We start from the raw sequence: 25,860 nt of genomic DNA, 5'->3' as shown, positions 1-25,860 counted from the left end.
GTCAATGCAGCCGCAATTGCTTTCCGACAAGTCTTTTCACTATTATAACGTTACGAATTAAAAAATGAAAATAAAAGAACCACTCCGCTTCCGGAATGGCACATTCATTTCTGCACATAGGAAGACGGCTTTTCCGTGCTGCGATAAGACTGGATGACTTGCTCTGTCTGCCTTTGGAATAACTCCTGTATGCCGGCCAGGTCTTTTCGCTTTGTCGCAATTTCGTCCTGTACATTGTCCAGCTTTGCATCTCTTTCCAGACTGATGAGTTCCGCTTCCAGCTGTCGGCAGCGGTCAAGTTCTGACTGCAGCTCGAGAAGCTGATCCATGATTTTCATCTGTTCACTTACAAGCTTTTCAAACTCTGACATCGGGTTCCTCCTTAGGCTTTTAGGTTGATACTCCTTACCATTTCGATTTTACGCCGGAAAACCCTTTGACTCATTCTGTAGAGGAATCACAAGTTTTGTCGTTTTGGCAACAGAAAAAAGCACTTCCATCCGAAGATGAAGTGCTTTTTCGTTTCAGTGATTAGCTGTTTTGCTGTTTGTTTTGTTCAGCAGATTGGTTTTGCTTTCTAACCTGCTGCGCATCAGTTTCACTGCCGAATTCAGTGCCGTATTGACCCTGACCGGAAGCTGATTGCTGGTTTTGTTTTTTCACCTGCTGAACGTCTGTTTTGCTGTATTTTGAGTTTGCCATTGTTATCACCTCCACGCACTTTAGAATGCGCAGGAGATGATAAGGCTATTCATCTTTTTTTAAAACTTATACAAGCAGAGAACGTCCGCCGTCAATAATGATGGTCTGGCCGCGGATCATGTCCGCTTTTGAAGAAACTAAAAACTCCACCGTGTCGATCATATCTTTAATCTCGACCATTCTGCCGGCCGGCGTATTTTGGCGGGCATCTTCCAGCAGTTCATCTCTGTTAGGGAAATGCTTCAGCGCGTCCGTATCAATCGCTCCGCCTGACACCGCGTTTACGATGATATTTTTCGGAGACAGCTCAACCGCCAGATAACGGGTTAACGATTCTAAAGCGGCTTTTGAGACACCGACCGTCGTATAGTTTTCAAGATAGCGGATGCTGCCGAGCGAGCTGATGCTGACGATGTGGCCGCCTCCGTTTTTCTCCATCATCTTTGCCGCTTCCTGGGCGCAGAAAAGCAATGCTTTCGCATTGATATTCATTGTCCAGTCCCAGTGTGTTTCTTCGAGTTCCATGACCGGTCTCAGCACGCCTGAAGCCGCATTATTGACGAACACGTCCAGTCTGCCGAATGTTTCGTCAATCTGGCGGAACATGTCTTTGATTTTTGCCGGCTGGCCGACATTGGCTTTAATGACGAGCGTTTTAACGCCGAGTTTTTCAATTTCTTCGGCGGTTTCTAATGCCGCTTTTTTACTGCGGGCGTAATTGATGACGATGTTGTATCCTTTTTCCGCGAGTCTGATGGCGGCTGCTTTCCCGACGCCGCGGCTGCTTCCCGTGATCAGTGCGCATTTATTTTGTTCCATTTTTCCTCAGCTCCTTGCTGTGTATAGTTCTTTTCATTCAACAAACAATAAAAGCAATATGTGTTGAAAGGGGTCTTTTATATGTATGTCGGACGTGATATGGGCGAATTGGCCATGATGCCCAAAAAAGATTGGAGAGATTCAGAGCTCGCCTATTTCCATCATGCCTTCCAGCAAATTATGCCGTATTTAAACGAAGAAGGCCAGTCCAAATACCGGGAACTGATTCAGGAAATCGAAGCCCGCGGCGGACTGAAACGGAATGAAGCGGATTACGGCCACGGCACTCGCGTCAGCTATGACTGACGTTTTTTACAGGCGGCCGCTTTCTTCCGCCATTTTCCATATCTTTTGATGGGAAACGGGAAATGCGTATTCCTCGAGCTCCTCTTTTGTGACCCGTATGAATTCCGTTGTATCCGACACTTGTTTTACTTTACCGAAAAAGACCGAAATATTCCAGACGAGATGGGTGAAAACATGTTCTACGATGCCTTCCAGCTCCCCGATTTCAGCGGTTGTTCCCATCTCTTTTTCTAAATAGGCTTCAAGCTGCTCTCTTTCGGTTTTGATTCCTTTCTGGGTTTCGGTATTCGGAAACTCCCACAAGTTGGCGAGCAAGCCTTTTGGCGGCCGTTTATGAATATAGACATCGCCTTGATCGTCTGTCAGCACAACGGCTGCCATTGTTTTTATTCCGGGCTTTTTCTTTTTGCTTTTAACGGGCAGCTCCCGCTCTGTCCCTTCCGCAAATGCCGAACAGTGCTTTTGTACGGGGCAAAGCAGGCAGGACGGCGATTTCGGGGTGCAGATGATCGCGCCGAGCTCCATTAAACCCTGATTGAATTCAGATGGTTTTTCATGAGAAATGAAAGCTGATACCGCCTGTTCGAAAATGGTTCTGGTTTTAGGTTTTGCGATATCGTCCCATATGGAAAGAATTCTCGACATGACACGCATCACATTGCCGTCTACGGCGGGAATCGGTTTGTTGTATGCGATGCTGAGCACGGCGCCTTTTGTATAAGGGCCGACGCCTTTCAGTCCGCCAAATTCCTTTTCTTCGGCAGGGACGACTCCCCCGTACCGCTCATGCACTTCTTTTACGGCACTTTGCAGATTTCTTACACGGGAGTAATAACCCAGCCCTTCCCAGGCTTTGAGCACTTTTTCCTCATCGGCTTCAGCGAGCGCCGAAACGGTCGGAAATTGCTCAACAAACCGCCGGAAATAAGGGATAACGGTTTCTACGCGCGTCTGCTGCAGCATCACCTCTGATACCCACACCCGATATGGGTCCTGATTTTCTCTCCACGGCAGAATTCTCTGTTCTCTTTCGAACCATGTAATTAAGTCCTCGCGAAATTTGTCTATATCTTTTTGTTTCATTTTTTCTTCAAGTGCGTTCATATCTTCTCCTCAGATGTTTCGGGTTCCGCTTTTCTTGACACCGTATTTTGGTGTAAACTTAGGGCACGTTACGATAATATGTTACATTAAATAGTGATAAAGAAAAAGCGGAAACATATGAGAACGGCGGATAAACGCCATGATTGGGCAAATAGAAAATGGGGAATATCTTATAATGCGAAATATGCGGGCGACTGATTGTTAACGCCTGCTAGGAGGTCAACAATGGATACTGGCACTCACGTTGTCATGGGTATCGCGCTTGGCGGAATCGCAACTCTTGATCCTGCCGTCGGCATGCACACCCCCATGTCTCAGGCAGTTATGATCGCCGCTCTTGCCGGCTCTCAGGCACCTGATATTGATACCATATTGAAGCTGAAAAATAATGCCGTTTATATTCGAAATCATAGAGGGTTCACGCACTCCATTCCCGCCGTTTTATTTTGGTCCGTTCTGATTCCGGGTATTTTGTTTATGTTTTATCCGGAAGCGAACTTTTTGCACCTGTGGCTGTGGACGCTTCTCGCTGTCGTTTTGCATGTGTTTGTTGACATTTTTAACGCGTACGGCACGCAGGCCATCCGCCCGTTTTCGAGAAAATGGATCGCTCTCGGTTTAATCAATACCTTTGATCCGTTTATTTTCGTCAGCCATTTGGCCGCGATTGCCGTGTGGTATATCGGAGGTCATCCGGGCGTGACATTTCTGATGCTTTATATCATCCTCGCAGGATATTACGCCGTCCGGTTTTTGATGCAGCTGCGGATAAAGCGAAGGCTGCGCGAAATGATTGAAGAGGAGATTGAAACCATCATTATTTCGCCGACGATGAAATTCAGGCAGTGGCGTATCGCCGTGACGACGGCGCATGCCTTTTATGTCGGCAGAAGCCTTGACGGCCATGTCGTGATATTGGATACATTCAACCGCGTGCCCGTTCCGGAAACCGATGTGATGAAGGCCGCAAAACAGGACGAAAATATTGCAGCCTTTCTTTCATTTTCCCCCGTTTACAGGTGGGAGGTCGATACCTTTAAGGATCATTATGAGGTGCGTTTTATTGATTTACGCTACCGGAGCAAAGGCCACTATCCTTTTGTCGCCATCGTCCACCTCAGTCATGATTTAGAGCTTCTCTCTTCTTACACGGGCTGGATTTTCAGCGAGGAAAAATTGCAGAAAAAATTAAAGCTCGGCTCTGTTTAAGAGCCGGGCTTTTTTTGTCTTCTCACATATATAACCGCAAACACGAGGCTGATCACCGATAGAGCGGCCGCGGGTTTAAAAAACGGCGGGATATACGTTAATTGAATATCGTTTTTTCCTTTTTGCGCTTTAAATCCGATAAAGGAATAATCCGCTTTTTCAATCTGCTCTTTTCTGCCGTTTATCTTCAGCTCCCAGCCTTTTTCATATGGAATCGGAAGCATGATATACGGCGCGCGGGTTTTGTTATCATACGAGATATGAAGCGTATTTCCGCGCCAGCTGAGATCGGCCCGCGGTTCTTTTTCCGCTTTTCGGTATGCGCTTTTCAGCGTATCGTACCGTTCTTCATAAAGCGCCAGTCTGTCAAGCTGATACGACCCTTTCGGCAGACGGATTTGGATGTTTTTTGTTTTCGGCACTCTGACAGTAAGATCGTTGACACCTGTTTTGTAAATGGATTGATTCGATTTTCTCGTTGTCGTGTAATCGTTCACTTTTAATGTAAAGCCCTGGTCCTTCGCTTTATTCTTCAAATAAAAGCTGACGTAATAATCGCCGCCGTCCATCTTAGCGGCTTGCGGCGTAATGACCAGGCCGCCGCCGTCTTCGTTTACCGTCAGGATGCCGTTATGATAATCGCCATGTTCGGCCGCTACCTCTGCATGGCGGATCATATTTTTCGCCTCAGGCGCTTTTTTCGTGTTGGTTGTGCTTGATTCCATGACGATCCCGTCAAGCATTGCCCGTTCCCTGGCAAGGGCGGGCGCTTTTTTCAGGCCGCCCTCGTTATATACGCGATCGGCTGTCCGTACGAACGGAAGCATATATTGATTTTGATAAACCGCATAATGGGTTGATTCCATGATTTTTTTGAACCCGTACGGCACGCCGGCCTCGTTTGTTTTTTCCGTCATATAATATTTTCCGTAAAGCAGGCTGTATAAATTAGCCCTGTTTCCTAATGTCGCATAGCGGCTGACGCTTTCTCTGCCCATGTCAATCCGGAGGTCGTTCCAGTAAAAGGACAGCAGATTGCGGTTCAGTATGCTTGAGTATACGCTGAATCCGTTGAATCCGTATATGATCGGGGTGTTATTGAAAACACCGTTCATCCAATCTAAACGGGCAAACGGATCAGGGTCTTTTTCTTTCAGACGCTGAATGAGCTCTGATTGTTCTTTGCCTTTATAGTCAGCACCCGTCATAAAGGTATGCGATACCGTATAAATCTTCCCGCCTTCTGATAAAGCATATTTTTCATATGTATTAGCCGTAAGCACAGCCGTAAGCAAAATGACGGCATAGACGGCGGGCACCGCGCCTTTCAGTCTTGTCTTTGCTGCAAAGAAAGCGGCTATGCTCAGCACCAGAAGAAGGATGACGGGCAGGTTGGCGTGATCAGAAATATCCAGACTGTACCGCCTCACCTGGCTCCAATAGAGCAGAACGACGAGTACGGCGGACATCAGCATACTCTTCATGCTGATGTCTGAAAGCTTAGAAAGCCCGGCTGAAACCGTTCCGGCAATCGTGAAGCACAGGACGTATTCAAACCTGTTCTGCGGAGCTGAAAAACCGTTAAAGGCACTTGCCGCGAACGGACTGAAGTGAAACAGAATATACAGCAGACTGATTCCCGCAAACAGCCGGAACAAGCGGTTTTTGTATAAAGTAAATGTAAATAGAAAAAGCAAAAAAGCCGCCGGCAGGATAATAATCCGGCTTGAAAATAAAATGTTGTCGGAAAAATCAAGCCATGCAATATGCTCTGAATACGGCGGCCGCAGATTATGAAGGTATCCGTATACGACAGGAATAAAGGAAACTGCGCTTATGCCGAACCCGAGAAGGCCCGACAGAATAAATATCCTGCATTGAGTGAGCTTTTTCGCCTCATTGCCTTCAAGGGGGATCACCCACCTGAATAAGATATAAATGCCGATGAAAATCAGATTAATATACGCAAAATAAAAGTTGTTGATCAATGTCAGCGCACAGGCGAAGATAAACCACGCCGGCTTTTTTTCCCGGATGATTTTTTCCGCGCCCAACACAAGCAACGGCAGCCACACCATACTGTCAGTGAAAAAGTCCCAATATACCTCATGCCGGAAGTAAATAATCGAGACCCCGTACAACACGGCGCCGGCAAAAGCAGGCACCGTCCGTTTGACGAAATAACGGAACACACACGCCGCCGTGAATATGATAAAACTCTGCTTGGCAATGCTGATAAAAACGGAGGCCTGCGCCCAAAACAGCGCATCAGCCTCGCCCGTCAGCTGAATAAGCTGCAAAAAGCGGACAGCGGCGGAGATAAACAGGAATAGAAAAGAAGTAGAGAAATAATAGCCGAGCTGACTGTACACGCCCCCGCCCAGTCCGAACGAATAGCTGTAAAACAGCCTGCCGTTCATATATTGATCAAACAGCAGCTTTTTGAAGACCGCCATTTGGGCGATCCCGTCTCCAGACCCCGTCATATAGCGGCCTTGCGACCACTCTTTTAAGAAAAAAATATGAGCGGCTGCCGCAGCCAGCACACAGGCTGCCGGCAAGATCCATTTATTTTTTTTCATACAACGTCCCCAGACCCTGCGCACAGCGGCGGCTGTTTAATGGTTCCACTTGCGCTTTTTTGTATAATTCGTTTCATTTTGTTCTCCGTACGTTATATTCGCTTCTTTAATTAAATAGTGCGGGCGTTTTTTTGTTTCATAGTAAATCCGGCCGATATATTCTCCGATGATGCCGAGACTCAAAAGCTGGATGCCCCCTAAAAACAGCACGGCGGAAATAATGGTGAAGTATCCGGGTACGGACACGCCGTGTGTCAGAATATGAACAAAGGTCGTTACAATATACACCATCGACAAAAGCAATATCAGAATACCGGTGAAAAAGCATACCCTAAGGGGCTTGTTGTTGAAGGAGACGACCCCGTCCATTCCGTAGTTGAACAGATTGCTGAATGACCATTTGGACGTGCCGTTCTTCCTTTCGACATTTTCATAAAATACGATTTTCTGGTCAAACCCGATCCAGCAGAACAGCCCTTTCGAGAAACGGTTCCCTTCACTCAGCTTCAAAAGGGCATCAACGGCCTGCCGGCTCAGCAGGCGGAAATCTCCGACCCCGTCACGCAGGTCCACTTCGACGGCTTTGTTGATAAATTTATAATACAGGGAAGAAAGCACGGAACGCACGGGGCTGTCCCCTTTTCGGTTGCGCTGCGCGATGACTTGGTCATACCCTTCTTCATAACCTTGAATGAAGTCTTTCAGCAGATGGGTCGGATGCTGCAGATCGGCGTCCATCACGATTACCGCTTCGCCCTGCACGTGTTCAAATCCTGCCAAAATGGCCGCTTCTTTCCCGAAGTTGCGGGAAAAAGATATGTATTTGACGCGATGGTTTCTGGCGGCCAGTTCTTTAATCTGCTGAAGGGTGTCATCCGCGCTTCCGTCATTGATGTAGAAAATTTCATAGTCATAATGAATCGTCTGAAACTCTTTTTTTAAAGATTCATGAATGAGCTTGACGTTGTTCCCTTCATTGTAAGACGGAATAATAATTGAGATTAACCTTTGTTTCATGAAGGCACCTTCTTTGTATTATTCTTTTTTTAGGACGGCCTTAAAGGAATTGTCCGCAAAACTTCAGTAAGGCTTTTCCTTTTTTTAATGACGTTTAAACCATTTTTTTGTTACAGGGAAAGAAAATTTTTTCTGCATATGGTTTATATTTTGTCATGTTTTTCGGCAGATATGAGAAAAAAAAGAAAAAGTCTGTACGCGGGACAGACTTTATTGCTGAAGGTATTCATGAATCAAATGGCTGACGATGCGCGGTTTTTCGTGAATGACCCAATGTGAGGCATCATCTATGAAGATTAAGTCGCCGTTTGGAATCATCCGTTTTGTTTCCTTGGCGAGCTTTTTGCTCAGCGCGCGGTCATTGACGCCCCATATTAATCGGTACGGAACGGGCATTTTAAGCGGAACGGCAGGGCCTAAACCGCCGGCTCTGATCGCCCGGTACCAGTTCAGCATCGCCGTGAGCGCTCCTTTTCTGCCCCAAGCTTCTTTGTAGCTGTCGACATCTTCCCGTGAAAAAAGCGCCGGTCGTTCGGATAAGCCGATCGCTTGATCCAATACGCGGTAATTGTCTTCAGACAATCTCCGTTCCGGCTTTTCCGGCAGCTGAAAGAAAGCGATATAAGAGCTTTTCCTCCACTGCGGCGGGTAGAACGGTGTGACCTTCCGCATAACCGCCGGGTGCGGGATATTGACCGTGATTAATTTTTCAACGTATTGCGGCCGCGTGGATGCCAAATGCCAGGCCACGGCTCCTCCCCAATCGTGGCCGATGACGACGGCTTTGTCATCTGTAAAATGCGTGATCAGCCCGATAATGTCGTCTCTGAGCGTATCAATGGTATAGTTTTCAATGCCCTCCGGTTTGTCACTGAGATTATAGCCGCGCTGATCAGGCACGACAACATGGTATCCGGCATCCGCCAGCGGTTTGATCTGGCTCTTCCAGCCGTACCAGAATTCCGGAAACCCGTGCAGCAGCACCGCCAAAGGACCGTCTTTCGGACCGGCTGAAGCCGTGTGCAGCGTCACTCCGTTTGTTTCGATCATGTGAAACGTAATGTCATTCATCGATTCTCCTCCCCGTTTGTTTCAATCTTCTTTCTGTTAAGACGATGATCAGTACGCTGATCGCAATCAATAATACGGCCTGAACGATCAAGGCGAACGGCTGAGTCAGCCGGATAAGCAGGCTGCCCGCAAATCCAGCTGCCGCCGATATAAGGCCGAACAAAATCATGAGAAGCGCACTGAATCGATTGCCTTCTTTCCACTGCGACTCATCCGCCATAGAGCGCTTCGTCCGATATCCGTACAGGCTGTTGATCGACTTCGGCGGAAAAAATGTGACTAAAATGCCGGCCGCAGCCATCAGAAGGCCGCCGATTACCATTATCATATCTGTCACTCTCCTTTTCATCTTTTACGAAAGGAAAGGCGAAAAGTTTCAGAAAAAAAGCAGGCTCATTCGCCTGCCCGAATCTTTATTTTTGAGTTAAGTCGGCCGTTTTCACATAACCTGCTTTCCCGCCGTATGTGACGTACGCCCATTTACGGTCAAATCCTCCGTCATGGCTGAACCCCCAGCCGAGCACATTGACGGTTTCACCCGCTTTAACGGACCCTTTTTTGCCGGTTTCCAAAGTCGGCGTATAAAAAGCGGTTTGTTTCGCCGTCACCGCCTTCACCGGCTGCTTCATCAGAAAATGTGTGGAGATATAGGCTTTGTGACCTTTGTAGTCAATCTCAGCCCAATCTGCTCCTTGAAGCCGTTTAACCTTTACGGAATCCTCTGAACGAAGCGTGCCGATAATCGACCCTTGTTTATTTGGTTCTTTGCGGACGTTAAGTTCTCCTGCTTTCACGATATATGTATCTGCTGCGGTGTCTATTTTTGTCTGGTGAACTGCTGCGGCATTCGCTGCCGGATCGAAAAAAACGGTGCCTGCGGCTAAAAATAAGCAAAGTCCTGCGGCCGGAATAAATGCGGTTAACCCCTTTTTCATGTTCATTGTGGTTCCTCCCCGCTATTTTATAAGTTATTACACATTTCCACATTCCGCCGGTCGCCAAACATGATTTTCCTATTTCTTTTATAAAAAAAACCGCCGGACGATATCCGGCGGGTGCACTGCTATGTTAATGCAGGAGACCCCTGCTTTGATCCAAATAATGAGAAACGTCTTCCCGTACGCTCTGGAACATATGGAGCTTGCTGCCGTATGATTCGATCCATTCCTTGACCACGCGTTCCGTCATTTGCTCTCCTTGATACGGGCGGCCGGCTTTTGCGTAAGTCGCTTCGAAATCTCCCCATAAAAGCTCAACCCAAGTTCGCGCTTGCAAATAGCTGAGCATGTCATTTTTCTCAAGCAGCAAATTCGTCAGTTTGTCGATATATGTATTCATGTCTCTGTCTCCTTTCCTTGGGAAAACCTGCTGCTTTTACGCAGCTTGTCACAGGCATATACTAACTTTACGTCTTCAGTCCAGAAGGCGCAACCTTTTGATATTGGCCGAGGGGGAAAACAAATGGTCCGGAACAAGGCAAAAGGATTTCCTAATCAGAACAATAATAAGTTTGAAGGCGAACCGCGGGCAAAGGATGACTACGCTTCTAAACGGGCGGACGGTTCAATTAATTCGCACCCGCAAGAACGCATGAGAGCTTCAGGCAGGCGATAACACACACACCGTAAGAGACCGGGAATGACCCGGTCTTTTTTTTTGCGGAAAAAAACATCCTTTTGCGGTCATAACGCTAAATAAATTCCATAATATGTTAAATGTTAAAACGAAAGCCGGTAGACAAAAAAGGAGGGGTTTTATAAAATGAAGACAGTTTCAAAACGATTGCTGAGCCTTACCGCATTCTTACTGTCAGTTTCATTATTTGCTGTTTCAGCTGAAGCAGCGGGCAGCCCGCAGACATCTGTATCAAACAGCGGTGAGGAGTTTGACGCACATCAGAATCAGCCTGTACAAACAACACAGACATCCCCCGCTTATGAAGGAACGGGCCTCACCAAAAGACAGCTTGCACAAAACAGCAAAGCTGACATCAAGTCATTAAAGCCTTCCAGTATTATTGGGACAGACGAACGAATCAGAATTTCTCCTACAACATCATTTCCATATCGAGCGACAGCACAGCTGACCGTTACATACAGCGGCAGCACAAGCACCTACGGATGCACCGGTTTTTTTGTCAATGCCGACACGATCGTTACGGCGGGACATTGCGTGTATGACCAGAAAAACGGCTGGGCATCGAAAATTACGGCAGCTCCCGGCCGCAACGGATCATCGTACCCGTACGGCTCTTATTCAGGCAAGACATTCTACAGTGTCAAAGGGTGGACAGAAAACGGTGACACAAACTATGACTACGGCGCAATCAAAGTAAACGGGTCGCCCGGGAATACTGTCGGCTGGTACGGCTACCGGACGACCAACAGTTCCAGTCCGGCCGGGCTTTCCTCAACCGTGACAGGATATCCGTGCGACAAAGTGTCCGGTTCCATGTGGTCGGACAGCAAGCCGATTCGTTCTGCCGAGACATATAAACTCACTTATACGACAGATACGTTCGGCTGCCAGAGCGGATCGCCCGTTTACCGCAATTACAGCGACACCGGCCAGACCGCCATTGCCATTCATACAAACGGCGGGTCGTCTTACAATCTGGGAACAAGGGTGACAAACAGTGTATTCGACAACATTCAATATTGGTCAAATCAATAAAGCTTTTGTTTTCTTTCTCGCCGCGGCCGTTTTATGCGGATGCGGCAAAGCGGATGATTCCGCCGCCAAAAAAGCATTGCCCGTTACGCTCCATGTTGAGGATGCAGACGGTTCACCGGCGGCCGGTGTGACGGTCACCGTGATGAAAGCGGCGGAGTCAGATCATCAGCCGAATATAGACCGCGGAGAGATAATAGGCAAGACTGATCACCACGGCGAGATTGCATGGAAAAGCGGCGCGAAAGGAACCTATGCCGTCGTTTTTGAAAAAGGCGGAGTACCGGAAACCCGGAATATTTCCTTAGCCGAGAGTGATAAACATACGGTGATCAGCATTACATTGAAACACTGAAAAAAGCTTGCAGGCGGAATATCCCCTGCAAGCTTTTTGTTATCCTTTATGCACTTGGTATTCATAAACATCTTTCTTCTCAGACAGATGAGCGAACGTGGAAAGCACAAGGCCGAGAGCCGTCATCAGCGCACCGCCGGCAAACAGCCATGAGTAAGATCCCGTTCCCCCGAGAATCAATCCGCCGATCCAGGCGCCGAGCGCGTTTGCCAGGTTAAAGGCGGAAACGCTCACCGCAGCGGCGATTGTCGTGCCGTTTTCAGAGGAAGAAATAACCTTGGTCTGCAAAAGCGGCGGCGTGCCGAACGCACATGCGCCGAATAAAAATGTCGCTGAAACGGCGGCGGCGGGAAAAACAGCGATATAAGGGAAAATCGCCAAGACGCCGATCAAGCCGATCATCACACCGATCATCGTGCGTGTCAGCAGTTTGAGCGGCACTTTCCCCGCGAAGAAATTCCCCGCCACTCCGCCGAGACCGTAGGCAAATAATGCGCCTGTGATGCCGACTGTGCCGAACCCCGCTGAATCTCTTAAAATCGGCTCAATAAACGTGTAAGCGATAAATACGCCTGAGTAGCCGAGAATGGTGATCGCAAAGGAAAAAATCACTTGTTTATGCTTAAAGACACTCCATTCATTCATCAGCATCGGAATCACTTTCGGTTTCCGGTTCGGTACGACCAGCATCAGTCCGATCAGCCCGATCATGCCTAAAACGGAAATAATGAAAAAGACGGCCCGCCAGTTAAGGGCATCCCCTAAATAAGAGCCGAACGGGACACCGAGCATCAGCGCCACGGTTAATCCGCCGTTCATGGAAGCCGCGGCGGCGGAACGTTTTTCAGGCGGCACCATTTCACTCGCAAACACCATGGCGATCGCAAAAAAAGCTCCGTGGATGGATGCGGATAAAATTCTGGAAATCGCCAGCACGGCGAAGTTTGGCGCAAAGACGCTCATCAGGTTGGCAAGGACGAAGATGCCCATCAATCCTAGCAGCACCGGCTTTCTCGGCAGCTTAACCGCGATAATGGTTACGATCGGGCCCGTCAGGCAGACGCTCGCCGCGTACGCCGTAACAAGCATGCCCGCTGAAGATACATGTATATGAAAGTCATCGGCAATCGACGTCAGAATACCCATGACAGCATATTCCGTATACCCGATGGAAAATGTGCAAATCATTAAAACAAAAATCATTAATTTCACTGATGGCTGTTTCATTTTGATATTCAACGCAAATCGCCTCCTTTTTATTAAAAAACAACGAATTCCATCTTAAAAGATATCAAAAATGAATTCAATCATTTTTTACTGAAAGTATGAAACGAATGTGCCCGAAAAGAAAAAGAGGCCGGAACCGGCCTCTTTTGTTATTTTTTTTCTTTTAAAACGGAAATCGGCAGTGCTTCTTCCCCGTCAGACGGGGAAGATCTGTGTCCCCAGGCGAATACGCCGTTGATGTAATCAATGCGGAAAGTGTCATCAGAACCTTCTATCTGATACACCCCGCCGGGCCGAAAGTCTTCCGGGTTCAGCATGTAAGCTTTGGCCATCGTAATTTTCCGTTCAAGCACGGCCAGTTCATTTACAATGCCCATCTGTTCCGCTTTTCGCGCTTTTTCCGTCAGTCCCGCAATTTCTGTCTGTAGTTCATGAGGCGTCATTTGACTGTATCGTTTGTCCATTTCAGTTTACTCCTCTTCCTGCAAGAATTGATCAATATCGTCAATCGAGAATCCTTTTCTGAATAAGTACTGTTTGACCTTCATTCCGCTTTCATAACTGCCGTCATAACGGTATTTCCTGATCGCTTTTTCCGCATGAGCCTTCAGAGCTTCCATCTCGGCTTCATCATCATTTTCATACTCCGTCTGCTCCAGAGCGGCATTGATGACGTCAAAAGGGAAACCTTTTCGCTGAAGCTGCATCTGCGCCCGCTGTCTGATCTCTTTTGTGGACAGCTTTTTGTCTTTTTTCAGGATTTTGCCGATATGTTTCAGCGCTTCTTGTATCTGCTCATCAAATGTAAACGCACTGAGCGTCTCCTTGATGGTATCGTCGTCTATTCCTTTCGCTTTCAGCTCGCGGAACAGGACGTCAGGGCCTTTGCCGTTTGTTTTTTTGTGGGTGCTCGCATAGGCTTCGGCAAATTCTTTGTCATTTAAGTAGCTGTAATCGTACAGTTTATGGATGACTTCAGAAATGACCATGTCCGGTGTTTCTTTTTTCTTCAGATGATCCCGGACTTCTTTTTCAGAGCGCATCCGGTATGATAAAAATTCTACGGCGCGGTTAAAGGCTTTTTTCACGTCATCGCCGTACTGGATTTCAAGAATGTCAAGCTCGTCCAGTTCTTTCCCTTTTTTCAGGTCAAAACGCACAAGCACGTCGGCGTCGACGCTGAATGCATATTTCTCATCAAGAAAGATGTTGAAGCGCTCGGTATTTTTCTTTTGGGTCGATATTTTTGTAATAAAGGGCATCCCGGTCTCCTTTCCCGCCCCGATGTTCAGGCGTTTTTCTTTTTGGCAAATGAGGTACAGTATATGTATCAACGTGTAAGGAGAGATGGATATGAATATCGCGATGACAGGCGGCACTGGTTTTCTGGGCCGGCATCTGACAGGTGTGTTTACCCGCCGGGGACATCATGTCTATATTTTATCAAGAAAACAGAGAGAAACCGAACAAAAAAATGTGACATATGTTCAATGGCTGGCCGAAAACGCGGCGCCTGAGCGCGAGCTTCCCCCTATTGATGTATGGGTGAACCTCGCCGGCAAATCCATCTTTGACCGCTGGACGGACACAACGAAGGAACAAATCATCTCAAGCAGAATAGAAGCGACGAGAGAAGTCAGACGGATTATGAAGCAGCAGCCGAAAAAACCCCGGGCTTTGATTCAGGCCAGCGCCGTCGGCATTTACGGCACAAGCACAGAAAAAACGTTCACCGAACAGTCAGATACGTCAAATGAAGATTTTCTCAGTCATACGGCTCATATGTGGGAACGTGAAGGCCAGAAAATTGAAGCGCTCGGCATCCGGACGGTATATGCCAGATTCGGGGTGATGCTCGGTGAAAAAGGCGCCCTGCCGCTCATGGTTCTCCCTTATAAGCTGTTAGCCGGCGGCACCATCGGCTCTGGACGGCAGTGGCTGTCATGGGTTCATGTCGATGACGCCGCGGAACTCATCGCTTATGCGGCGGAGCATGATGACTTGTCCGGTCCCATGAATGTAACATCGCCGAACCCCGTGGAAATGAAGCAATTCGGAAAGACGATCGCAGGCGTCCTGCACCGCCCCCATTGGATTCCCGTACCGGAACTTTTTCTGGAGAAGGCCTTGGGAGAAATGAGCCTGTTGATCGTAAAAGGCCAGCGCGCCCTGCCTAAGCAGGCGCTGACATCCGGTTTTCAATTTACGTATGAAGAACTTGATTCCGCTTTAAAGGATCTCTTATCTGCATAAAAACGGAAATAAAAGCCAATCCTATTGGTATTCTGTTTTGAAGGAGGGTCTTCTTTTATGGAAAAGAAGCGCGAAAAACATCAGCAGGGAGCCAATCTGAAAAAAATGCAGGAAGTCCTTTATTCCGGTGAATTCAAAAAAGCGGAAAGAGCAGCCAAACGGAAATAAACTGAATAAAGTCCGGAACCGGGCAGATACTATGTTTGTTTGATATCACTTTTTTCAGGGGGCGATTGATATGGGCAGAAATCATACTCACAAAAACCGTGATAAAAACAAACAAAAACTTCCTCAAGTTCCGGATGCTTTGAAACGCGAAACAGACGGCACATATGAGGAATATTCAAGCGAGCTTGCTGATTCCGCTGACCGTGAAGCGCAGGCGCGGATGAAAGCCGCTGACAACAGAGCTAAAAGCAAAACCCGCTAATACGAAATCCCCGCCTCTGTATAGAGACGGGGATTTTTTTACAGTTCGGTAAACAGGCTTTTTGCCGGCGTCCGTTCTTTCGCCTTAGGCTGTTCATCCGGATAGCCCGTTTGAATGATGGCGGCAAAGCGCTCATTGTCAGCAAGGCCGAAGTCTTGGTGCACCTGTTTGTCATACATAATGCGGCCGCTTTTCCAGACCATGCCGATGCCGTTTTCATGTGCGAGGAGCTGAAGGTTTTGAATCATGCCGCTCAGCGCCGCAAAATCATCGTTTCTCGTAAATTCATTTTCATCTTCTTTTAAGACGACCAGCAAAAATCCCGGAACGGCGCTGAGGTTTTTTCTCATGTTCCGCTCTTTTTCCTCGTTGAAATCATCTTTTATCTTTTTGAAAAATGAGACGTAGCTGTCCGCAAGCTTTGCTTTTCCCGCTTCGCTTGCTGCGTAGATAAAACGCCATGGCTCCGTCAGTCTGTGGTTCGGTGCGTAAACGGCCGTTTCAAGCATATCTAATATGACTTCAGAAGGTACGGTTTCCGGTTTAAACGACCGGATGGATCTTCTGTTTCTGATTGTATGTGCAAGACTTTCGTTTTGCTGTAATTGTTCGGTTTTCGGCATGCCGATTCACCTTCCTATCCAAATGAAAATGATTATCATTTATAATATAACGGATACGACCGGCTTTTGTAAACCGTTACGGAAGCTGAAAATTGATTGTTTCGGCATACACGGCCGTTCCCGTCATCTTGATGTTCATCTCTCCGTTTTCCTCCGCGATCCTGATTTCCACTTTTCCGTCTTTCCCGATTTCCTGGCCTTGTTCAATCGTGAGGCATTCGGCTTCGGAGCCTCCGTATTGCCGCATATAGGCTGCCATGACGCCTGAAGCGGTTCCCGTGACGGGATCTTCGGTCGTTCCGGAGAAAGGGGAAGAAAAATGGCGTCCGTGCAGATCACTTTCCGGATGGACGGTTTCCAGAGAAAACGGATGAACGCTCGCTTTCGGAAGATCGCGCAAAATAGCGGGAAATTGTGCGTTGTCCGGCACCATATTCCGTGATGCTTTAAGTGATCTCAGCGGAACAATCAGTGTCCAGATCCCCGTTGATCCGTAAACAATCGGCAGCCCGCTGTGAAAATCCTCAGCCGTAATCCCGAGCGAGGCCGCAAGCTTTTCTTTGTCACCCGTAAACGGCAGAAATTGCGGGGGAGCCTGTTCGAGTGTGATGTATACCCGGCCGTTTCGTTCAGCGGCTTTTGCGGGAAGATTGCCGGCTTTTGTTTCAATTTGATATGTCTGATCAGCCTGAAGCCTTCCCTTTTCAATTAATGCGTAAAGAGAGGCGACGGTAGCATGTCCGCATAAATTCATTTCGTGGCCGGGTGTAAAATAGCGGATGCGCAGATCGGCTTCTCCGCTTTTACAGAGAAATGAGGTTTCATTGTACCCTGCCATTTCGGCGATCATCTGCATCTCTTCATCTGAATAATCATCTCCGTTAAAGACGATTCCCGCGGGATTTCCCAAATCCGGAATATCGGAAAACGCTTCATATTTAAACACGGTTGCCTGTTTCATTCATCAGCCTTCCTTTCACCTTATGATCATGTTATTCAGTATAACAGAGTGAAATTAGAATTTTTAGTCAATTATTCAAAAAAAAGACGCCTTTTAACGGCGTCTTTTTTTGGTTTTTCCGATCAGGCGGGTGACGAGGATCATCGTGACGGACAGCGATCTGTTTTTGCGGTACGCCAAGTATTTCCCGCGCCACTCCGGTTTGTATTTTTCTTTAAAGGCCCGCAGCCCGCTGAAGCTGTACATATACCGGACGTTGTTAAAGATGACGGCCGCGGCTCTTTCCGACCAGAAAGATGTAAAAGCCGTACCTACGTTTGACAAAGGCGCCATGCCCATATTGAAGGTGGTATAGCCTTTTTCCTGCGCCCAGAGAAACAGACGGATGAAAAGCGCGTCCATAATACCGTTCGGCGCGCTTTTCCGATAACGCATCAAGTCGACGGATATCTCGCCTTCCTGATACATCGGCATCAGGTTGGCAAAAGCGATGATCTCCCCTTCCTCGTCTTTCACGTAAGCAATCGGCGCCTGTTCCAAATAATCCCGGTCGAAGAAACCGAGAGAAAAACCTTTCTCTTTTTTCGGTCCGAGCCATTCGTCCGAAATGTCTTTCAGTTTGGCGATAAACTCGGAGGAAAACGGCGGTTCCCCGACATGAAATGTGTAGCCTTCGCGGTCAAATTTGTTGTTAATCGCCCGCAGCCCCGCTTTTTTCTTACCTGAGAGCGTAAAGGCCTCCATATCCACGAACGCTTCTTCTCCAAGCTTGAAGAAGTTATAGCCGAAGTCATGGTACAGCGCCAGATCTTCACGTTCGATCTGATAAAACATGACACTCAGCCCCTGCTTATGCGCTTCATTCAGAAATTCCTCAATCACAAGCGGAAAAGAATCTCTCTGTCCTGACGGATCCCCGAGCACGACAAGCCTTCTGGAAATCTGGCTGAACAATAAAAGCGCTTTGCCGTCGCTTGAGAAATAAAACCGCTTATCCCCGAGAAAGCCGAGATGGCTGAGCGCATTTCCGCCTTCTTCCGCCAAAAAGGACTTCAGCCGTTCAGGATCGGCCTCTTCTCCGATCGGCTTCGATCTTTTATGATAAAAGAACGTAAACAAAAGGAAAAACAGCGGCACAACAATAATGGCCGTCATCGTGGCATATGTAATGTGCGAATTGTTATGGACGAAATAGTCGTGGCGCAAGAGCCGATTCATTTTATCCCAAATAAAGCCGGCAATGAGATTGTAGTTAAACAAGGCGATAATAAACAGAGCGGCCGCAAAAATCATCTGGCCGAGCGTATACGAAGCCTGCTCTCTGATAAACTGCCGCTTTAACAGCACAAGCAATACGATGACGACAGGCAGAATAAAGATCGCGCTGATGTTCAATCCTTTTAAGAAACTGAACACAAAACCGCCGACCAGCGCGGCAACCGCCATTGAATAAGAACGTTTCGTCCGTTTGTATAATTCAATCGGCAAGATTAAAAGAATCAAAGCCGCGCTTAACGATAACGCGTTAAACGCAAGGAGCGCCGGGCGCGGAATATGCGGGATGACCGTCTCCCTGTCAATCGGCAGGGCGACGGACGCCAGCACGACGACTCCCGCCATGAAAACCAAAAGCGACAGCGAACCGTAAAGCACCCTGATTAAGATAGCGCGCTGGAATACGAGAAGCACGTTCGTCGTTTCCACGGCAGGCGCCATCTTCGGATTTGATTCCAGCCGTTTAAGCGTATTTTCCGTTAAATCGCCAGCCGCAAAGAACAGCCCGAACACAAACGGAATAAATGAATACACAATCCGGTAGATGACGATGGATGTCACAACCGCCTCCTGCGGAAAGCCCATATTCTGCATGCCGAGCAGAAACAGAAGGTCAAACGAACCGAATCCTCCCGGCACAAGACTGATGATTCCCCCGATAGCGGCAATGGCAAATACACCGAATACATGGCGGACATCCGCGTGAATTCCCATGACATACAGGGAATAATACATGACGACAGCCGCCGCAAACCATTCGGCAAACGATGCCCCGATGTAAGAAAAAACCGGATGCCTCGGTTTTGCTTCACCGTCTTCTGCGCCAGCTTTTTTATTGTTGATCCCAGCGGCGATTAAGGCTGCCGGCACAATAAGCGCCACTCCGGCGATAACAGCCCACAGCCACGGTTTCTCACCTGTAATCTCTCCAACCGGCAGAACCCGGGCGATGGTCAGGATACTGAAGACGGACAGCCCGAGCAGCGCTGAGGACGTAAGCCAGGCGATGCCTGCGACGAGGCGTTTTACGTCATTCGTATGTTCTTTGTATAGCATCGTCCGCAGCCCGACACCCGCCAGACCGCCGAATCCAAGGACATTGTTAAAGGAATTGGCGATAAAAGAGACCCTGAATACTTTCCAATTCGGAATGTTGAGGCGAAGCGTCCGTTTCAGCACAAAGTCATAAAAGGACATCGCGCTGACGGCAAGAAGGCCGAGCAGAACGAGAATAAATAAATCGTAACGCTCAATCCCGTTGATAATGTACAGCGTTCGTTTAAAAGAAAGGTCTGTCAATTCCTTTTTGGACTGATAAATGACTAAAAGCAAAACTGCAATAGGAAATAATACTTTTAATATCGATAAGGCATTCTTTTTAGTCAGCAATGTTCTCTCCAATCATCATAAAATGACTTATTTATTTTAATTCCCCCAATAATCTCCAACATATTATACACTACCACCTCACATTCAAACAAAACTCGTCTGCAACTTTCTTTCTCTGATTAAAATCAGTAATATGGTATGCAGGAGTATAAATGAGGAAGTGAGACGATGGATTATAATCTGCATGATACAACAGTATTAAGCGGCGATATTTTTTCTCCTGAGGAACGGGATATCTGGGTGCTGTACATGAAAGTGATGACATCGGCGGGGCTCGGCGATGTGTCGGAGTGGATGAAGCTTGATATGAGCATGCCGCAAATGAAAGTGCTGATGCTTCTGAACAACCACGGGACGCTTAAGGTGAGTGACATAGCGGAGAAAATGGGCGCTTCCCTTTCAAATACGACGGGGCTGCTTGACCGTTTAGAAAAATTATGTTTCATTACACGCGCTCCGTCAGAAGAAGACCGCCGTTCAGTCGTCGTTCAATTAACGGAAAACGCGAAAGATATTTTCCGCAGCCTTTATCAAAAAGGACATGTAAAATTGAAGCGTTCATTGGAAACGCTGACCGCTGAAGAAAAACAAACGGTCAATCAAGGGCTTGCCATTTTGGCAAGAGCGCTTGATTCTTCCAAACAGGGATAGAGATGAAAAAGGCCTGCCGGTATCGGCGGCCTTTTTTTGTTTGACATTTAATTCACTTGAAGTGAATAATATATTCGAAGTGAATTAAAAACAGGAGGATTGATCAGTATGCCGGAGCCATTGCAAACAGAAAAAAACCAGAGCCGGGCCATCACTCTCTTTACGATCGGTGTGTTCATGGCGGCGCTGGACAACGGAATTATTTCCGCTGCTCTGACGACGATTAACAGCTCTTTTGATGTTTCTCCTTCATGGGGATCGTGGGGAGTGACCCTTTACACATTGGGACTCAGTGTCAGTGTGCCGATTGTCGGCAAGCTGTCGGACCGATACGGGCGGAAAAAGCTGTTTATGATTGAAGTCGGGCTGTTCGGACTCGGCTCTTTGCTTGTCGCACTCAGTCAGAGCTTCCCGATGTTTTTGGCGGCACGGCTCATTCAGGCGCTTGGCGGCGGCGGAATTTTTATTATCGGGAGTTCGCATGTGCTGGCCGTGCTTCCGAAGGAGAAACAAGGGAAAGCTCTCGGGCTTTTAGGGGCGATGAACGGTATGGCGGCCGTCCTCGGACCGAATATCGGGAGCTTTTTGCTTGATGTAACCGGATCGTGGCATTGGCTGTTCTTGATTAACCTGCCGATTGCCGCCGCTTTGGTTGTGTGCGGCGGTTTGTTTATCGCTGAAACGAAAGAGCCTGAGGCGAAACGGCTTGACCTCGCCGGCACAATGCTGCTGTCTCTTGCGATCTTATCTTGTATGATCGGTATCACGAATCTCGATGGGGCGAAGCTGTCAGAAAGCATAATGGACGTAAAGGTATACGGGTATCTTTTGGGAGCTGCACTTCTCTTTCTGGTGCTGCTTAAGGTCGAAAAGCGGGTTGAAAACCGAGGGGGCGATCCGATTCTCGCCTACTCGCTGCTGCAAAATAAAGTGTTTCAATGGACGCTCGTCATCGGATTTTTATCGGGAGGGCTGCTCGCTGCGGTCATTTTTATTCCTTCTTATGCGGAGCAATATTTGCACGTATCGGCGGAGAAAGCGGGTTATTGGATGACGCCGCTCGCGTTGGCGTCAGGCATCGGAGCGTGGCTCGGCGGGGCGATCACGGATAAAAAAGGGCCGGTCTTTTCCGCGGTTGTATCAGGCGCCATCGCATTTGCCGGCTTCAGCCTGTTTCCGTTATGGGTGACGGATAAATGGGAATTTGTCACAGCGAGTGTCATTGCGGGGATCGGTTTCGGATTTCTGCTCGGGGCTCCGCTGAATGTGCTTGTATCAGAAACGGCGGGCCAAAACAAAGGAACAGCGCTCGGCACGCTGTCACTCGTAAGGCAGGTCGGGCTGACGCTCGCTCCGGCTTTATATGCCGGCTTCATTACAGCGGGCTTTGACCGGATCGGAGATGACATCAAAAACCGTTTAGCGAAAAGCGGCATTCCCGCTGATCAGGCGCAAACGCCGGATATCGGCGGCGGACTTTCTTCGTTGCAGGAGCAAGTGAGCCGAATCCCCGTTCCCGCCGTCAAAAAAGCGGTTTCTGATGCGATTGAAGCGGGCATTGCCAGCGGCTACCACCATCTTTATACGGCAGCCGCAGTCATTTCATTATGCACGATTGTATCTGCGGCTGTTTTGGCGTTTTTCCGAAAGCCGGCATCCTCTAAGACAGATGCCAGCCCATCCGCCGGGAAAGCTCAGTAATATGGGCGATGTGATGTTCAGAGTGCCAGACATATAGTCCGAGCGCTTGTTCCAGCGTAACCGTCTCTTTAGATACAGGATGGAAGTATGTCCGTTTGAATTGGGCTTCCGTCATGGAGCGCAAAAGAGCGGCCCATCTTCTGTGCAGGATCGTTAACAGCTCAAGCGCATCCCCGCAAGCGGCGGTTTTGGAATCATGAAGAGCGGCCCAGCCTTTTTCATCATAAGGGCGGATTTCCGGTTCATTCTCCGTTAAGCTCAATTTAAACCGGGTATAGCCGTTCATGTGGCTGTCCGCCAGATGGTGAACCACTTGGCGGACAGTCCATCCCCCTTCGCGGTACGGCGTATCAAGCTGACTGTCCGACATCGCTCTGACAGCTTGTTTCAGTTTGGCCGGAGCGTGTTCGAGCGTATTGATCCATTCTTGTTTCTGTCCGGCCGCAATCGATTCAGCCGGCTGATACTCTCCAATCGGATAGCTGAGGATTTGTTTTTCCATTTTTGTCTCTCTCCCGTTGATCGTATTATGAAAGTATGATGGTGATGTCGCAGCCTTCCGCTTTCGCTTCACGAAAGACCTGAAGCACACTCTCGGCGCCATTTTCTGTAAGCTGCTTGCTTTGTTCAAACTGTCTCCATTCTAAAACGAGGGGGTATTCCACCCAGCCGGTCAGACAATCCCATAAAGCGTCAAGGTTTTCACCGTAGTATTCAGGAAGGGCAAGTTCCTTTTTCAATGTCTGGTGCAGGTCGCTCATACTTCTGATTTGCTCCCCATTAATAACTGCTTTATTCATGCGCGGCTCCTTTCCCATGTTTTTATTCTATCAGTTTACCATTTTCCTCTTCAGAAGTGACCGGAGTCTGCCGCGGTTCCAGCTGGACAATGCCTTGCCCGCCGTCAACGGCCACCCTGTCCCCCGTTTTCAGTTTTGACGTTGCATTTCCGCACCCGACAACGGCAGGAATTCCCAGTTCCCGGGCAACGATCGCCGCGTGGGACAAAGGGGCGCCGACGTCCGTTATGATAGCAGCCGCTCTTGGAAAAAGCGGGGTCCAGCCTACATTGGTTGTCGACGTCACTAAAATTTCCCCCGCCGCAAAAGAATCCCCGTCTTCCGGAGCATCAAGGACACGGACAATGCCCTCCACTCTCCCGGCCGCTCCCGCGAAACCTTTTAAAGTATGCGCATCATCAGTTTCCGCAGGCATAAAAGCATCGTAATAATCCGCTCTTCTGTCAGGATCCTCAGCCCATTTAAACGGATTGAACCTTCCGTTAATAACGGATGGGAACGGCGGCAGTTTTTTATAGGTTTCATAGTTTTGCTTTCTCGCTTGAATCGACGCAACCGCCGGCTCTTTCCCCGCGAGCAGATCGGTTATTTCATGCAGATACAAGAAGAAAATATCGTCCTTCATGCCGGTCATTTCCGCCGCTCTGAGCGCGAATGCTCTGGCTGTCCGGTACACCCTGACAAATTCGGATCTGGTTGTTTCTCTAATATTCGCGTATTCTGACGCTTTTTCCATTTTGGCTTTGAGCCATTTGACCTTATGAGGAAACTTTTCTTCAAATCTTCGGAAGGCCTGTTCATGCGCCCGCTGCTGTTTCAAAAGCAGTTGTTCGGCATCAATACCCGACTCCTTGTGTTCTTTGATCTGCTTCGTCAGCCAATCCCGGTTTTCTCCCGGATGCGGTATGGAAAGTTCGTATTCATGCGGGCCACGGTGACCTTGGTTCCTGAGGTATTCTTCCTCGCTCATACGGCCTTTCATGACTTGATCAATGCCGATAATCGGCTCCAGGCTGGCCAGTCCGCCTTTTCCCCTCAGATTGGACAGCAGGAGATTCGCATCTTCTATCCCTGCGAGTTTTGTTAATTGAGAGGTTAACGACGAAGAGGATTGCGCAGAATCACGCCCGCCGGATATTAACGCAAACCACGCGTTGCATAAATACGGATAGATCTCATTGTTCCATATCGCTAATAATGTCCGCTCCGTTTCGGCCCGTTTCAGCTTTTCCTCAATATTCCGGCACCACTCCGGCGATTCGTCCAAGTAGGAGGACATGTTTTTTTTCGCGTGCTTCATTTTCGACAGATACGGTTTCAGTTTTTTCGAGATGATCTTCAAAAGTTCATACTTTGAGAACGGATATAAAGGAATTTTCATTTCCGCCGGGATTTCTCCCAATGTATCGCTCATCATTTTTCCTATTTTTCCGCCTTTCGGATTCAGACCGAAAGCGGCGAGAACGGAAAGAGGCTGGCTCATATTGTTATAGGCTCTGCCGCAAATATTGCCGGACCAGACATAATAACCCGGAATGATGCCCGACTCTTCATCCAGATTCCGGAGGAGCGACCATGTCAGCGGCGTCATCACATCGGGAATCGCTTCTCCTATATTTGTGTTTGTCCATAAAAAATCCCCGCTGAAAGAATCATTCCATTCATAGGTTTCCAGATTTCCGGCTTGTAAGGTCGTAATCGGGCGGGATTGTAGAATATACAATGTCCCGCCCGCAGCGGCCCATTCAATATCCTGCGGCCCTCCAAGATCTTTTTCCAGCTTTTTCGCCAGTTTATAGAGCTTTGACGCATATTTGCGAAATTCCCCGGGGCCGTCATATTTTTTCTTGGGCCGTGCCAGTTTAAAAGAATAGGCATCGGCTTCCCCGGAAACGAGCTGCTCCCCGAGACCGTAGACGTAATTGCCTGTCATCTCCCTCCTGCTCCCCGTAATCGGATCTGCGGTAAACAGCACTCCGGATATCTCAGACGGTATCATCAGCTGGATGACGATTGCGATTTCATGCTCATCTTCCATTCCCTGAACGGCGCTGTACGCTTTTACCCTATCAGACTGTGCCGATCGGCGGACTTCATCAATCGCCCTGGACATGTCTTGATCTGTTTTGACATTCAACACCGTATCGAATTCTCCGGCAAAGGAAGCCTGAGCGGAATCCTCGCTCAGCGCGGATGATCGTACGGCAAACAACGCAGATGCATGGCGGCTGCGGATGGAATTCACATATTGATCAACAGCCTCTCTCGCCTGATGGCGCAGCTGTCCGTCCTGAAAGGCAGACGGCAAAATCACAAACCCTTCAGGCACAGGATACCCGCTTTGATACATTTTAGAGAGAATGCTTCCTTTTCCTCCCGCAAAGGAATAAAGTTCGTCCGGAAGTTCTCCGAATGTTTTGACACAGTCATTCATAATGTCCCCGCTCCTTTTTAGTCGTTCATCCAAGCTCACAGTTTTTCTCTTTTTCACTTTTTTTGAAAGTATTTCCTATAAGTATACAATATATCGGTCTTCACAAGGGAGAAAATCGATGGCGTTATGTTGTCATAAATGCATCCGTCAAAACGGCCGCAGGCGGGGTCTTCAGCCTTACAGTGAAAGCGCTATTAAAATTAGGGATAGGCTGCCCGATACTGCTTGCCTGGCATTCGCTTCCGGCTTGCCGCGGAAGGTTTCGTTTGCAGGTTATGTAC

General features: G+C 48.2%; 28 protein-coding genes and 1 pseudogene. 10 read left to right on the top strand and 19 right to left on the bottom strand.

The genetic code is table 11. The features are described 5' to 3' along the window. Positions 1-104: 104 nt before the first annotated feature. From JNUCC21_RS04330 to fabL, 3 genes and pseudogenes are all read right to left on the bottom strand, one after another. Positions 105-371: a YgaB family protein gene (locus JNUCC21_RS04330; protein WP_025284450.1), complete on the bottom strand. Its 267-nt coding sequence runs from the start codon at positions 369-371 to the stop codon at positions 105-107. A gap of 160 nt (positions 372-531) precedes the next feature. Continuing rightward, a pseudogene (locus JNUCC21_RS04325) lies at positions 532-684 on the bottom strand (gamma-type small acid-soluble spore protein); the annotation flags it as partial. Positions 685-768: 84 nt separating this feature from the next. Further along, the gene (gene fabL, locus JNUCC21_RS04320; protein ID WP_003155478.1) at positions 769-1,521 is read right to left on the bottom strand and encodes an enoyl-[acyl-carrier-protein] reductase FabL; all 753 of its coding nucleotides are present in this window, start codon (positions 1,519-1,521) and stop codon (positions 769-771) included. Between the two features lie 81 nt (positions 1,522-1,602). Between fabL and JNUCC21_RS04315 the strand changes: the two genes are divergently transcribed. Further along, on the top strand, positions 1,603-1,827 hold the full coding sequence (locus tag JNUCC21_RS04315; protein ID WP_007408563.1) for a hypothetical protein: 225 nt from the start codon (positions 1,603-1,605) through the stop codon (positions 1,825-1,827). A 6-nt stretch (positions 1,828-1,833) separates the two neighbouring features. On the opposite strand, the gene mutY is transcribed toward JNUCC21_RS04315, so the two are convergent. Further along, entirely contained in the window at positions 1,834-2,931 is a 1,098-nt protein-coding gene (gene mutY / locus JNUCC21_RS04310) for an A/G-specific adenine glycosylase (RefSeq protein ID WP_012117124.1), read from the bottom strand. A 225-nt stretch (positions 2,932-3,156) separates the two neighbouring features. Between mutY and JNUCC21_RS04305 the strand changes: the two genes are divergently transcribed. Then, positions 3,157-4,140 (top strand): metal-dependent hydrolase, encoded by a 984-nt coding sequence (locus JNUCC21_RS04305; protein WP_003155481.1) that lies wholly within the window; start codon positions 3,157-3,159, stop codon positions 4,138-4,140. Here JNUCC21_RS04305 and JNUCC21_RS04300 read toward each other — a convergent pair. The 6 genes from JNUCC21_RS04300 to JNUCC21_RS04275 all read right to left on the bottom strand — a co-directional run bounded on the left by JNUCC21_RS04300 (position 4,137) and on the right by JNUCC21_RS04275 (position 10,148). Then, positions 4,137-6,722 carry a YfhO family protein gene (locus JNUCC21_RS04300; RefSeq protein WP_072588916.1) on the bottom strand — a complete coding sequence of 862 codons (2,586 nt, stop codon included), beginning with the start codon at positions 6,720-6,722 and terminating at the stop codon, positions 4,137-4,139. The genes JNUCC21_RS04305 and JNUCC21_RS04300 overlap by 4 nt on opposite strands. Before the next feature lie 36 nt (positions 6,723-6,758). Next, positions 6,759-7,739: a glycosyltransferase family 2 protein gene (locus JNUCC21_RS04295; RefSeq protein ID WP_003155484.1), complete on the bottom strand. Its 981-nt coding sequence runs from the start codon at positions 7,737-7,739 to the stop codon at positions 6,759-6,761. Between the two features lie 210 nt (positions 7,740-7,949). Continuing rightward, positions 7,950-8,810 carry an alpha/beta fold hydrolase gene (locus tag JNUCC21_RS04290; protein WP_072588915.1) on the bottom strand — a complete coding sequence of 287 codons (861 nt, stop codon included), beginning with the start codon at positions 8,808-8,810 and terminating at the stop codon, positions 7,950-7,952. After that, positions 8,803-9,138 carry an SdpI family protein gene (locus tag JNUCC21_RS04285; protein WP_007408558.1) on the bottom strand — a complete coding sequence of 112 codons (336 nt, stop codon included), beginning with the start codon at positions 9,136-9,138 and terminating at the stop codon, positions 8,803-8,805. The genes JNUCC21_RS04290 and JNUCC21_RS04285 overlap by 8 nt, the downstream gene beginning before the upstream one ends. 85 nt (positions 9,139-9,223) lie before the next feature. Beyond that, on the bottom strand, positions 9,224-9,751 hold the full coding sequence (locus JNUCC21_RS04280) for an SH3 domain-containing protein (protein ID WP_015417063.1): 528 nt from the start codon (positions 9,749-9,751) through the stop codon (positions 9,224-9,226). 127 nt (positions 9,752-9,878) lie between these two features. Continuing rightward, positions 9,879-10,148 carry a YfhJ family protein gene (locus JNUCC21_RS04275; RefSeq protein ID WP_003155492.1) on the bottom strand — a complete coding sequence of 90 codons (270 nt, stop codon included), beginning with the start codon at positions 10,146-10,148 and terminating at the stop codon, positions 9,879-9,881. A gap of 123 nt (positions 10,149-10,271) precedes the next feature. On the opposite strand from JNUCC21_RS04275, the gene JNUCC21_RS04270 reads away from it, so the two are divergent. The 3 genes from JNUCC21_RS04270 (at position 10,272) to JNUCC21_RS04260 (ending at position 11,835) form a co-directional block, all read left to right on the top strand. Next, on the top strand, positions 10,272-10,424 hold the full coding sequence (locus JNUCC21_RS04270) for a small, acid-soluble spore protein K (protein ID WP_003155495.1): 153 nt from the start codon (positions 10,272-10,274) through the stop codon (positions 10,422-10,424). Positions 10,425-10,571: 147 nt separating this feature from the next. Then, positions 10,572-11,483 carry a serine protease gene (locus JNUCC21_RS04265; RefSeq protein ID WP_015239429.1) on the top strand — a complete coding sequence of 304 codons (912 nt, stop codon included), beginning with the start codon at positions 10,572-10,574 and terminating at the stop codon, positions 11,481-11,483. Beyond that, positions 11,446-11,835 carry a DUF2606 family protein gene (locus JNUCC21_RS04260; RefSeq protein WP_369878586.1) on the top strand — a complete coding sequence of 130 codons (390 nt, stop codon included), beginning with the start codon at positions 11,446-11,448 and terminating at the stop codon, positions 11,833-11,835. The genes JNUCC21_RS04265 and JNUCC21_RS04260 overlap by 38 nt, the downstream gene beginning before the upstream one ends. 39 nt (positions 11,836-11,874) lie before the next feature. On the opposite strand, the gene JNUCC21_RS04255 is transcribed toward JNUCC21_RS04260, so the two are convergent. From JNUCC21_RS04255 to recX, 3 genes are all read right to left on the bottom strand, one after another. Next, positions 11,875-13,068: an MFS transporter gene (locus JNUCC21_RS04255; protein WP_025284446.1), complete on the bottom strand. Its 1,194-nt coding sequence runs from the start codon at positions 13,066-13,068 to the stop codon at positions 11,875-11,877. A gap of 143 nt (positions 13,069-13,211) precedes the next feature. Next, the gene (locus JNUCC21_RS04250) at positions 13,212-13,526 is read right to left on the bottom strand and encodes a YfhH family protein (protein ID WP_007408553.1); all 315 of its coding nucleotides are present in this window, start codon (positions 13,524-13,526) and stop codon (positions 13,212-13,214) included. Between the two features lie 6 nt (positions 13,527-13,532). Then, complete coding sequence (recX, locus tag JNUCC21_RS04245) at positions 13,533-14,324, bottom strand: recombination regulator RecX (protein WP_015239427.1); 792 nt, start codon at positions 14,322-14,324, stop codon at positions 13,533-13,535. A 91-nt stretch (positions 14,325-14,415) separates the two neighbouring features. Between recX and JNUCC21_RS04240 the strand changes: the two genes are divergently transcribed. From JNUCC21_RS04240 to JNUCC21_RS04230, 3 genes are all read left to right on the top strand, one after another. Next, positions 14,416-15,315 (top strand): TIGR01777 family oxidoreductase, encoded by a 900-nt coding sequence (locus JNUCC21_RS04240; RefSeq protein WP_150941080.1) that lies wholly within the window; start codon positions 14,416-14,418, stop codon positions 15,313-15,315. 57 nt (positions 15,316-15,372) lie between these two features. Then, on the top strand, positions 15,373-15,483 hold the full coding sequence (locus JNUCC21_RS04235) for a YfhE family protein (protein ID WP_003155504.1): 111 nt from the start codon (positions 15,373-15,375) through the stop codon (positions 15,481-15,483). Between the two features lie 70 nt (positions 15,484-15,553). Beyond that, positions 15,554-15,745, top strand: a complete 192-nt coding sequence (locus JNUCC21_RS04230; protein WP_003155508.1) for a YfhD family protein — start codon at positions 15,554-15,556, stop codon at positions 15,743-15,745. A gap of 38 nt (positions 15,746-15,783) precedes the next feature. Here the strand turns inward: JNUCC21_RS04230 and JNUCC21_RS04225 are convergent, their stop codons facing one another. From JNUCC21_RS04225 to mprF, 3 genes are all read right to left on the bottom strand, one after another. Further along, on the bottom strand, positions 15,784-16,368 hold the full coding sequence (locus JNUCC21_RS04225) for a nitroreductase (RefSeq protein WP_007408549.1): 585 nt from the start codon (positions 16,366-16,368) through the stop codon (positions 15,784-15,786). Between the two features lie 76 nt (positions 16,369-16,444). Continuing rightward, complete coding sequence (locus tag JNUCC21_RS04220; RefSeq protein WP_251248715.1) at positions 16,445-17,329, bottom strand: PhzF family phenazine biosynthesis isomerase; 885 nt, start codon at positions 17,327-17,329, stop codon at positions 16,445-16,447. A 93-nt stretch (positions 17,330-17,422) separates the two neighbouring features. After that, positions 17,423-19,993, bottom strand: a complete 2,571-nt coding sequence (gene mprF, locus JNUCC21_RS04215) for a bifunctional lysylphosphatidylglycerol flippase/synthetase MprF (protein WP_031378901.1) — start codon at positions 19,991-19,993, stop codon at positions 17,423-17,425. A gap of 168 nt (positions 19,994-20,161) precedes the next feature. On the opposite strand from mprF, the gene JNUCC21_RS04210 reads away from it, so the two are divergent. Both JNUCC21_RS04210 and JNUCC21_RS04205 read left to right on the top strand, forming a co-directional pair. Beyond that, the gene (locus tag JNUCC21_RS04210; protein WP_369878584.1) at positions 20,162-20,644 is read left to right on the top strand and encodes a MarR family transcriptional regulator; all 483 of its coding nucleotides are present in this window, start codon (positions 20,162-20,164) and stop codon (positions 20,642-20,644) included. A 108-nt stretch (positions 20,645-20,752) separates the two neighbouring features. Next, the gene (locus tag JNUCC21_RS04205) at positions 20,753-22,345 is read left to right on the top strand and encodes an MFS transporter (protein WP_072588913.1); all 1,593 of its coding nucleotides are present in this window, start codon (positions 20,753-20,755) and stop codon (positions 22,343-22,345) included. Here JNUCC21_RS04205 and bstA read toward each other — a convergent pair. The 3 genes from bstA to JNUCC21_RS04190 are packed head-to-tail and all read right to left on the bottom strand — an operon-like array spanning position 22,305 to position 25,579. Then, positions 22,305-22,847, bottom strand: a complete 543-nt coding sequence (gene bstA / locus JNUCC21_RS04200; protein WP_015239423.1) for a bacillithiol transferase BstA — start codon at positions 22,845-22,847, stop codon at positions 22,305-22,307. The two genes, JNUCC21_RS04205 and bstA, sit on opposite strands and share 41 nt — an antisense overlap. A 25-nt stretch (positions 22,848-22,872) precedes the next feature. After that, positions 22,873-23,145, bottom strand: a complete 273-nt coding sequence (locus JNUCC21_RS04195) for a ribonuclease inhibitor Barstar (RefSeq protein WP_007408543.1) — start codon at positions 23,143-23,145, stop codon at positions 22,873-22,875. 22 nt (positions 23,146-23,167) lie between these two features. Continuing rightward, complete coding sequence (locus JNUCC21_RS04190) at positions 23,168-25,579, bottom strand: PEP/pyruvate-binding domain-containing protein (protein WP_015239421.1); 2,412 nt, start codon at positions 25,577-25,579, stop codon at positions 23,168-23,170. Between the last annotated feature and the right edge of the window lie 281 nt (positions 25,580-25,860).

The sequence above is a fragment of the Bacillus sp. JNUCC-21 genome (assembly GCF_041222765.1).
In the GTDB taxonomy this organism is placed as follows: domain Bacteria; phylum Bacillota; class Bacilli; order Bacillales; family Bacillaceae; genus Bacillus; species Bacillus velezensis.
Note: the sequence above shows the minus strand (reverse complement) of the source record. Positions and strands in the feature narration are given on the sequence as shown.

Coding starts and splice junctions, on each gene's coding strand:
- JNUCC21_RS04330 (WP_025284450.1), bottom strand. CDS start 371: ATGTCAGAGTTTGAAAAGCTTGTAAGTGAACAGATGAAAATCATGGAT.
- fabL (WP_003155478.1), bottom strand. CDS start 1,521: ATGGAACAAAATAAATGCGCACTGATCACGGGAAGCAGCCGCGGCGTC.
- JNUCC21_RS04315 (WP_007408563.1), top strand. CDS start 1,603: ATGTATGTCGGACGTGATATGGGCGAATTGGCCATGATGCCCAAAAAA.
- mutY (WP_012117124.1), bottom strand. CDS start 2,931: ATGAACGCACTTGAAGAAAAAATGAAACAAAAAGATATAGACAAATTT.
- JNUCC21_RS04305 (WP_003155481.1), top strand. CDS start 3,157: ATGGATACTGGCACTCACGTTGTCATGGGTATCGCGCTTGGCGGAATC.
- JNUCC21_RS04300 (WP_072588916.1), bottom strand. CDS start 6,722: ATGAAAAAAAATAAATGGATCTTGCCGGCAGCCTGTGTGCTGGCTGCG.
- JNUCC21_RS04295 (WP_003155484.1), bottom strand. CDS start 7,739: ATGAAACAAAGGTTAATCTCAATTATTATTCCGTCTTACAATGAAGGG.
- JNUCC21_RS04290 (WP_072588915.1), bottom strand. CDS start 8,810: ATGAATGACATTACGTTTCACATGATCGAAACAAACGGAGTGACGCTG.
- JNUCC21_RS04285 (WP_007408558.1), bottom strand. CDS start 9,138: ATGATAATGGTAATCGGCGGCCTTCTGATGGCTGCGGCCGGCATTTTA.
- JNUCC21_RS04280 (WP_015417063.1), bottom strand. CDS start 9,751: ATGAACATGAAAAAGGGGTTAACCGCATTTATTCCGGCCGCAGGACTT.
- JNUCC21_RS04275 (WP_003155492.1), bottom strand. CDS start 10,148: ATGAATACATATATCGACAAACTGACGAATTTGCTGCTTGAGAAAAAT.
- JNUCC21_RS04270 (WP_003155495.1), top strand. CDS start 10,272: ATGGTCCGGAACAAGGCAAAAGGATTTCCTAATCAGAACAATAATAAG.
- JNUCC21_RS04265 (WP_015239429.1), top strand. CDS start 10,572: ATGAAGACAGTTTCAAAACGATTGCTGAGCCTTACCGCATTCTTACTG.
- JNUCC21_RS04250 (WP_007408553.1), bottom strand. CDS start 13,526: ATGGACAAACGATACAGTCAAATGACGCCTCATGAACTACAGACAGAA.
- recX (WP_015239427.1), bottom strand. CDS start 14,324: ATGCCCTTTATTACAAAAATATCGACCCAAAAGAAAAATACCGAGCGC.
- JNUCC21_RS04240 (WP_150941080.1), top strand. CDS start 14,416: ATGAATATCGCGATGACAGGCGGCACTGGTTTTCTGGGCCGGCATCTG.
- JNUCC21_RS04235 (WP_003155504.1), top strand. CDS start 15,373: ATGGAAAAGAAGCGCGAAAAACATCAGCAGGGAGCCAATCTGAAAAAA.
- JNUCC21_RS04230 (WP_003155508.1), top strand. CDS start 15,554: ATGGGCAGAAATCATACTCACAAAAACCGTGATAAAAACAAACAAAAA.
- JNUCC21_RS04225 (WP_007408549.1), bottom strand. CDS start 16,368: ATGCCGAAAACCGAACAATTACAGCAAAACGAAAGTCTTGCACATACA.
- JNUCC21_RS04220 (WP_251248715.1), bottom strand. CDS start 17,329: ATGAAACAGGCAACCGTGTTTAAATATGAAGCGTTTTCCGATATTCCG.
- JNUCC21_RS04210 (WP_369878584.1), top strand. CDS start 20,162: ATGGATTATAATCTGCATGATACAACAGTATTAAGCGGCGATATTTTT.
- JNUCC21_RS04205 (WP_072588913.1), top strand. CDS start 20,753: ATGCCGGAGCCATTGCAAACAGAAAAAAACCAGAGCCGGGCCATCACT.
- bstA (WP_015239423.1), bottom strand. CDS start 22,847: ATGGAAAAACAAATCCTCAGCTATCCGATTGGAGAGTATCAGCCGGCT.
- JNUCC21_RS04195 (WP_007408543.1), bottom strand. CDS start 23,145: ATGAATAAAGCAGTTATTAATGGGGAGCAAATCAGAAGTATGAGCGAC.
- JNUCC21_RS04190 (WP_015239421.1), bottom strand. CDS start 25,579: ATGAATGACTGTGTCAAAACATTCGGAGAACTTCCGGACGAACTTTAT.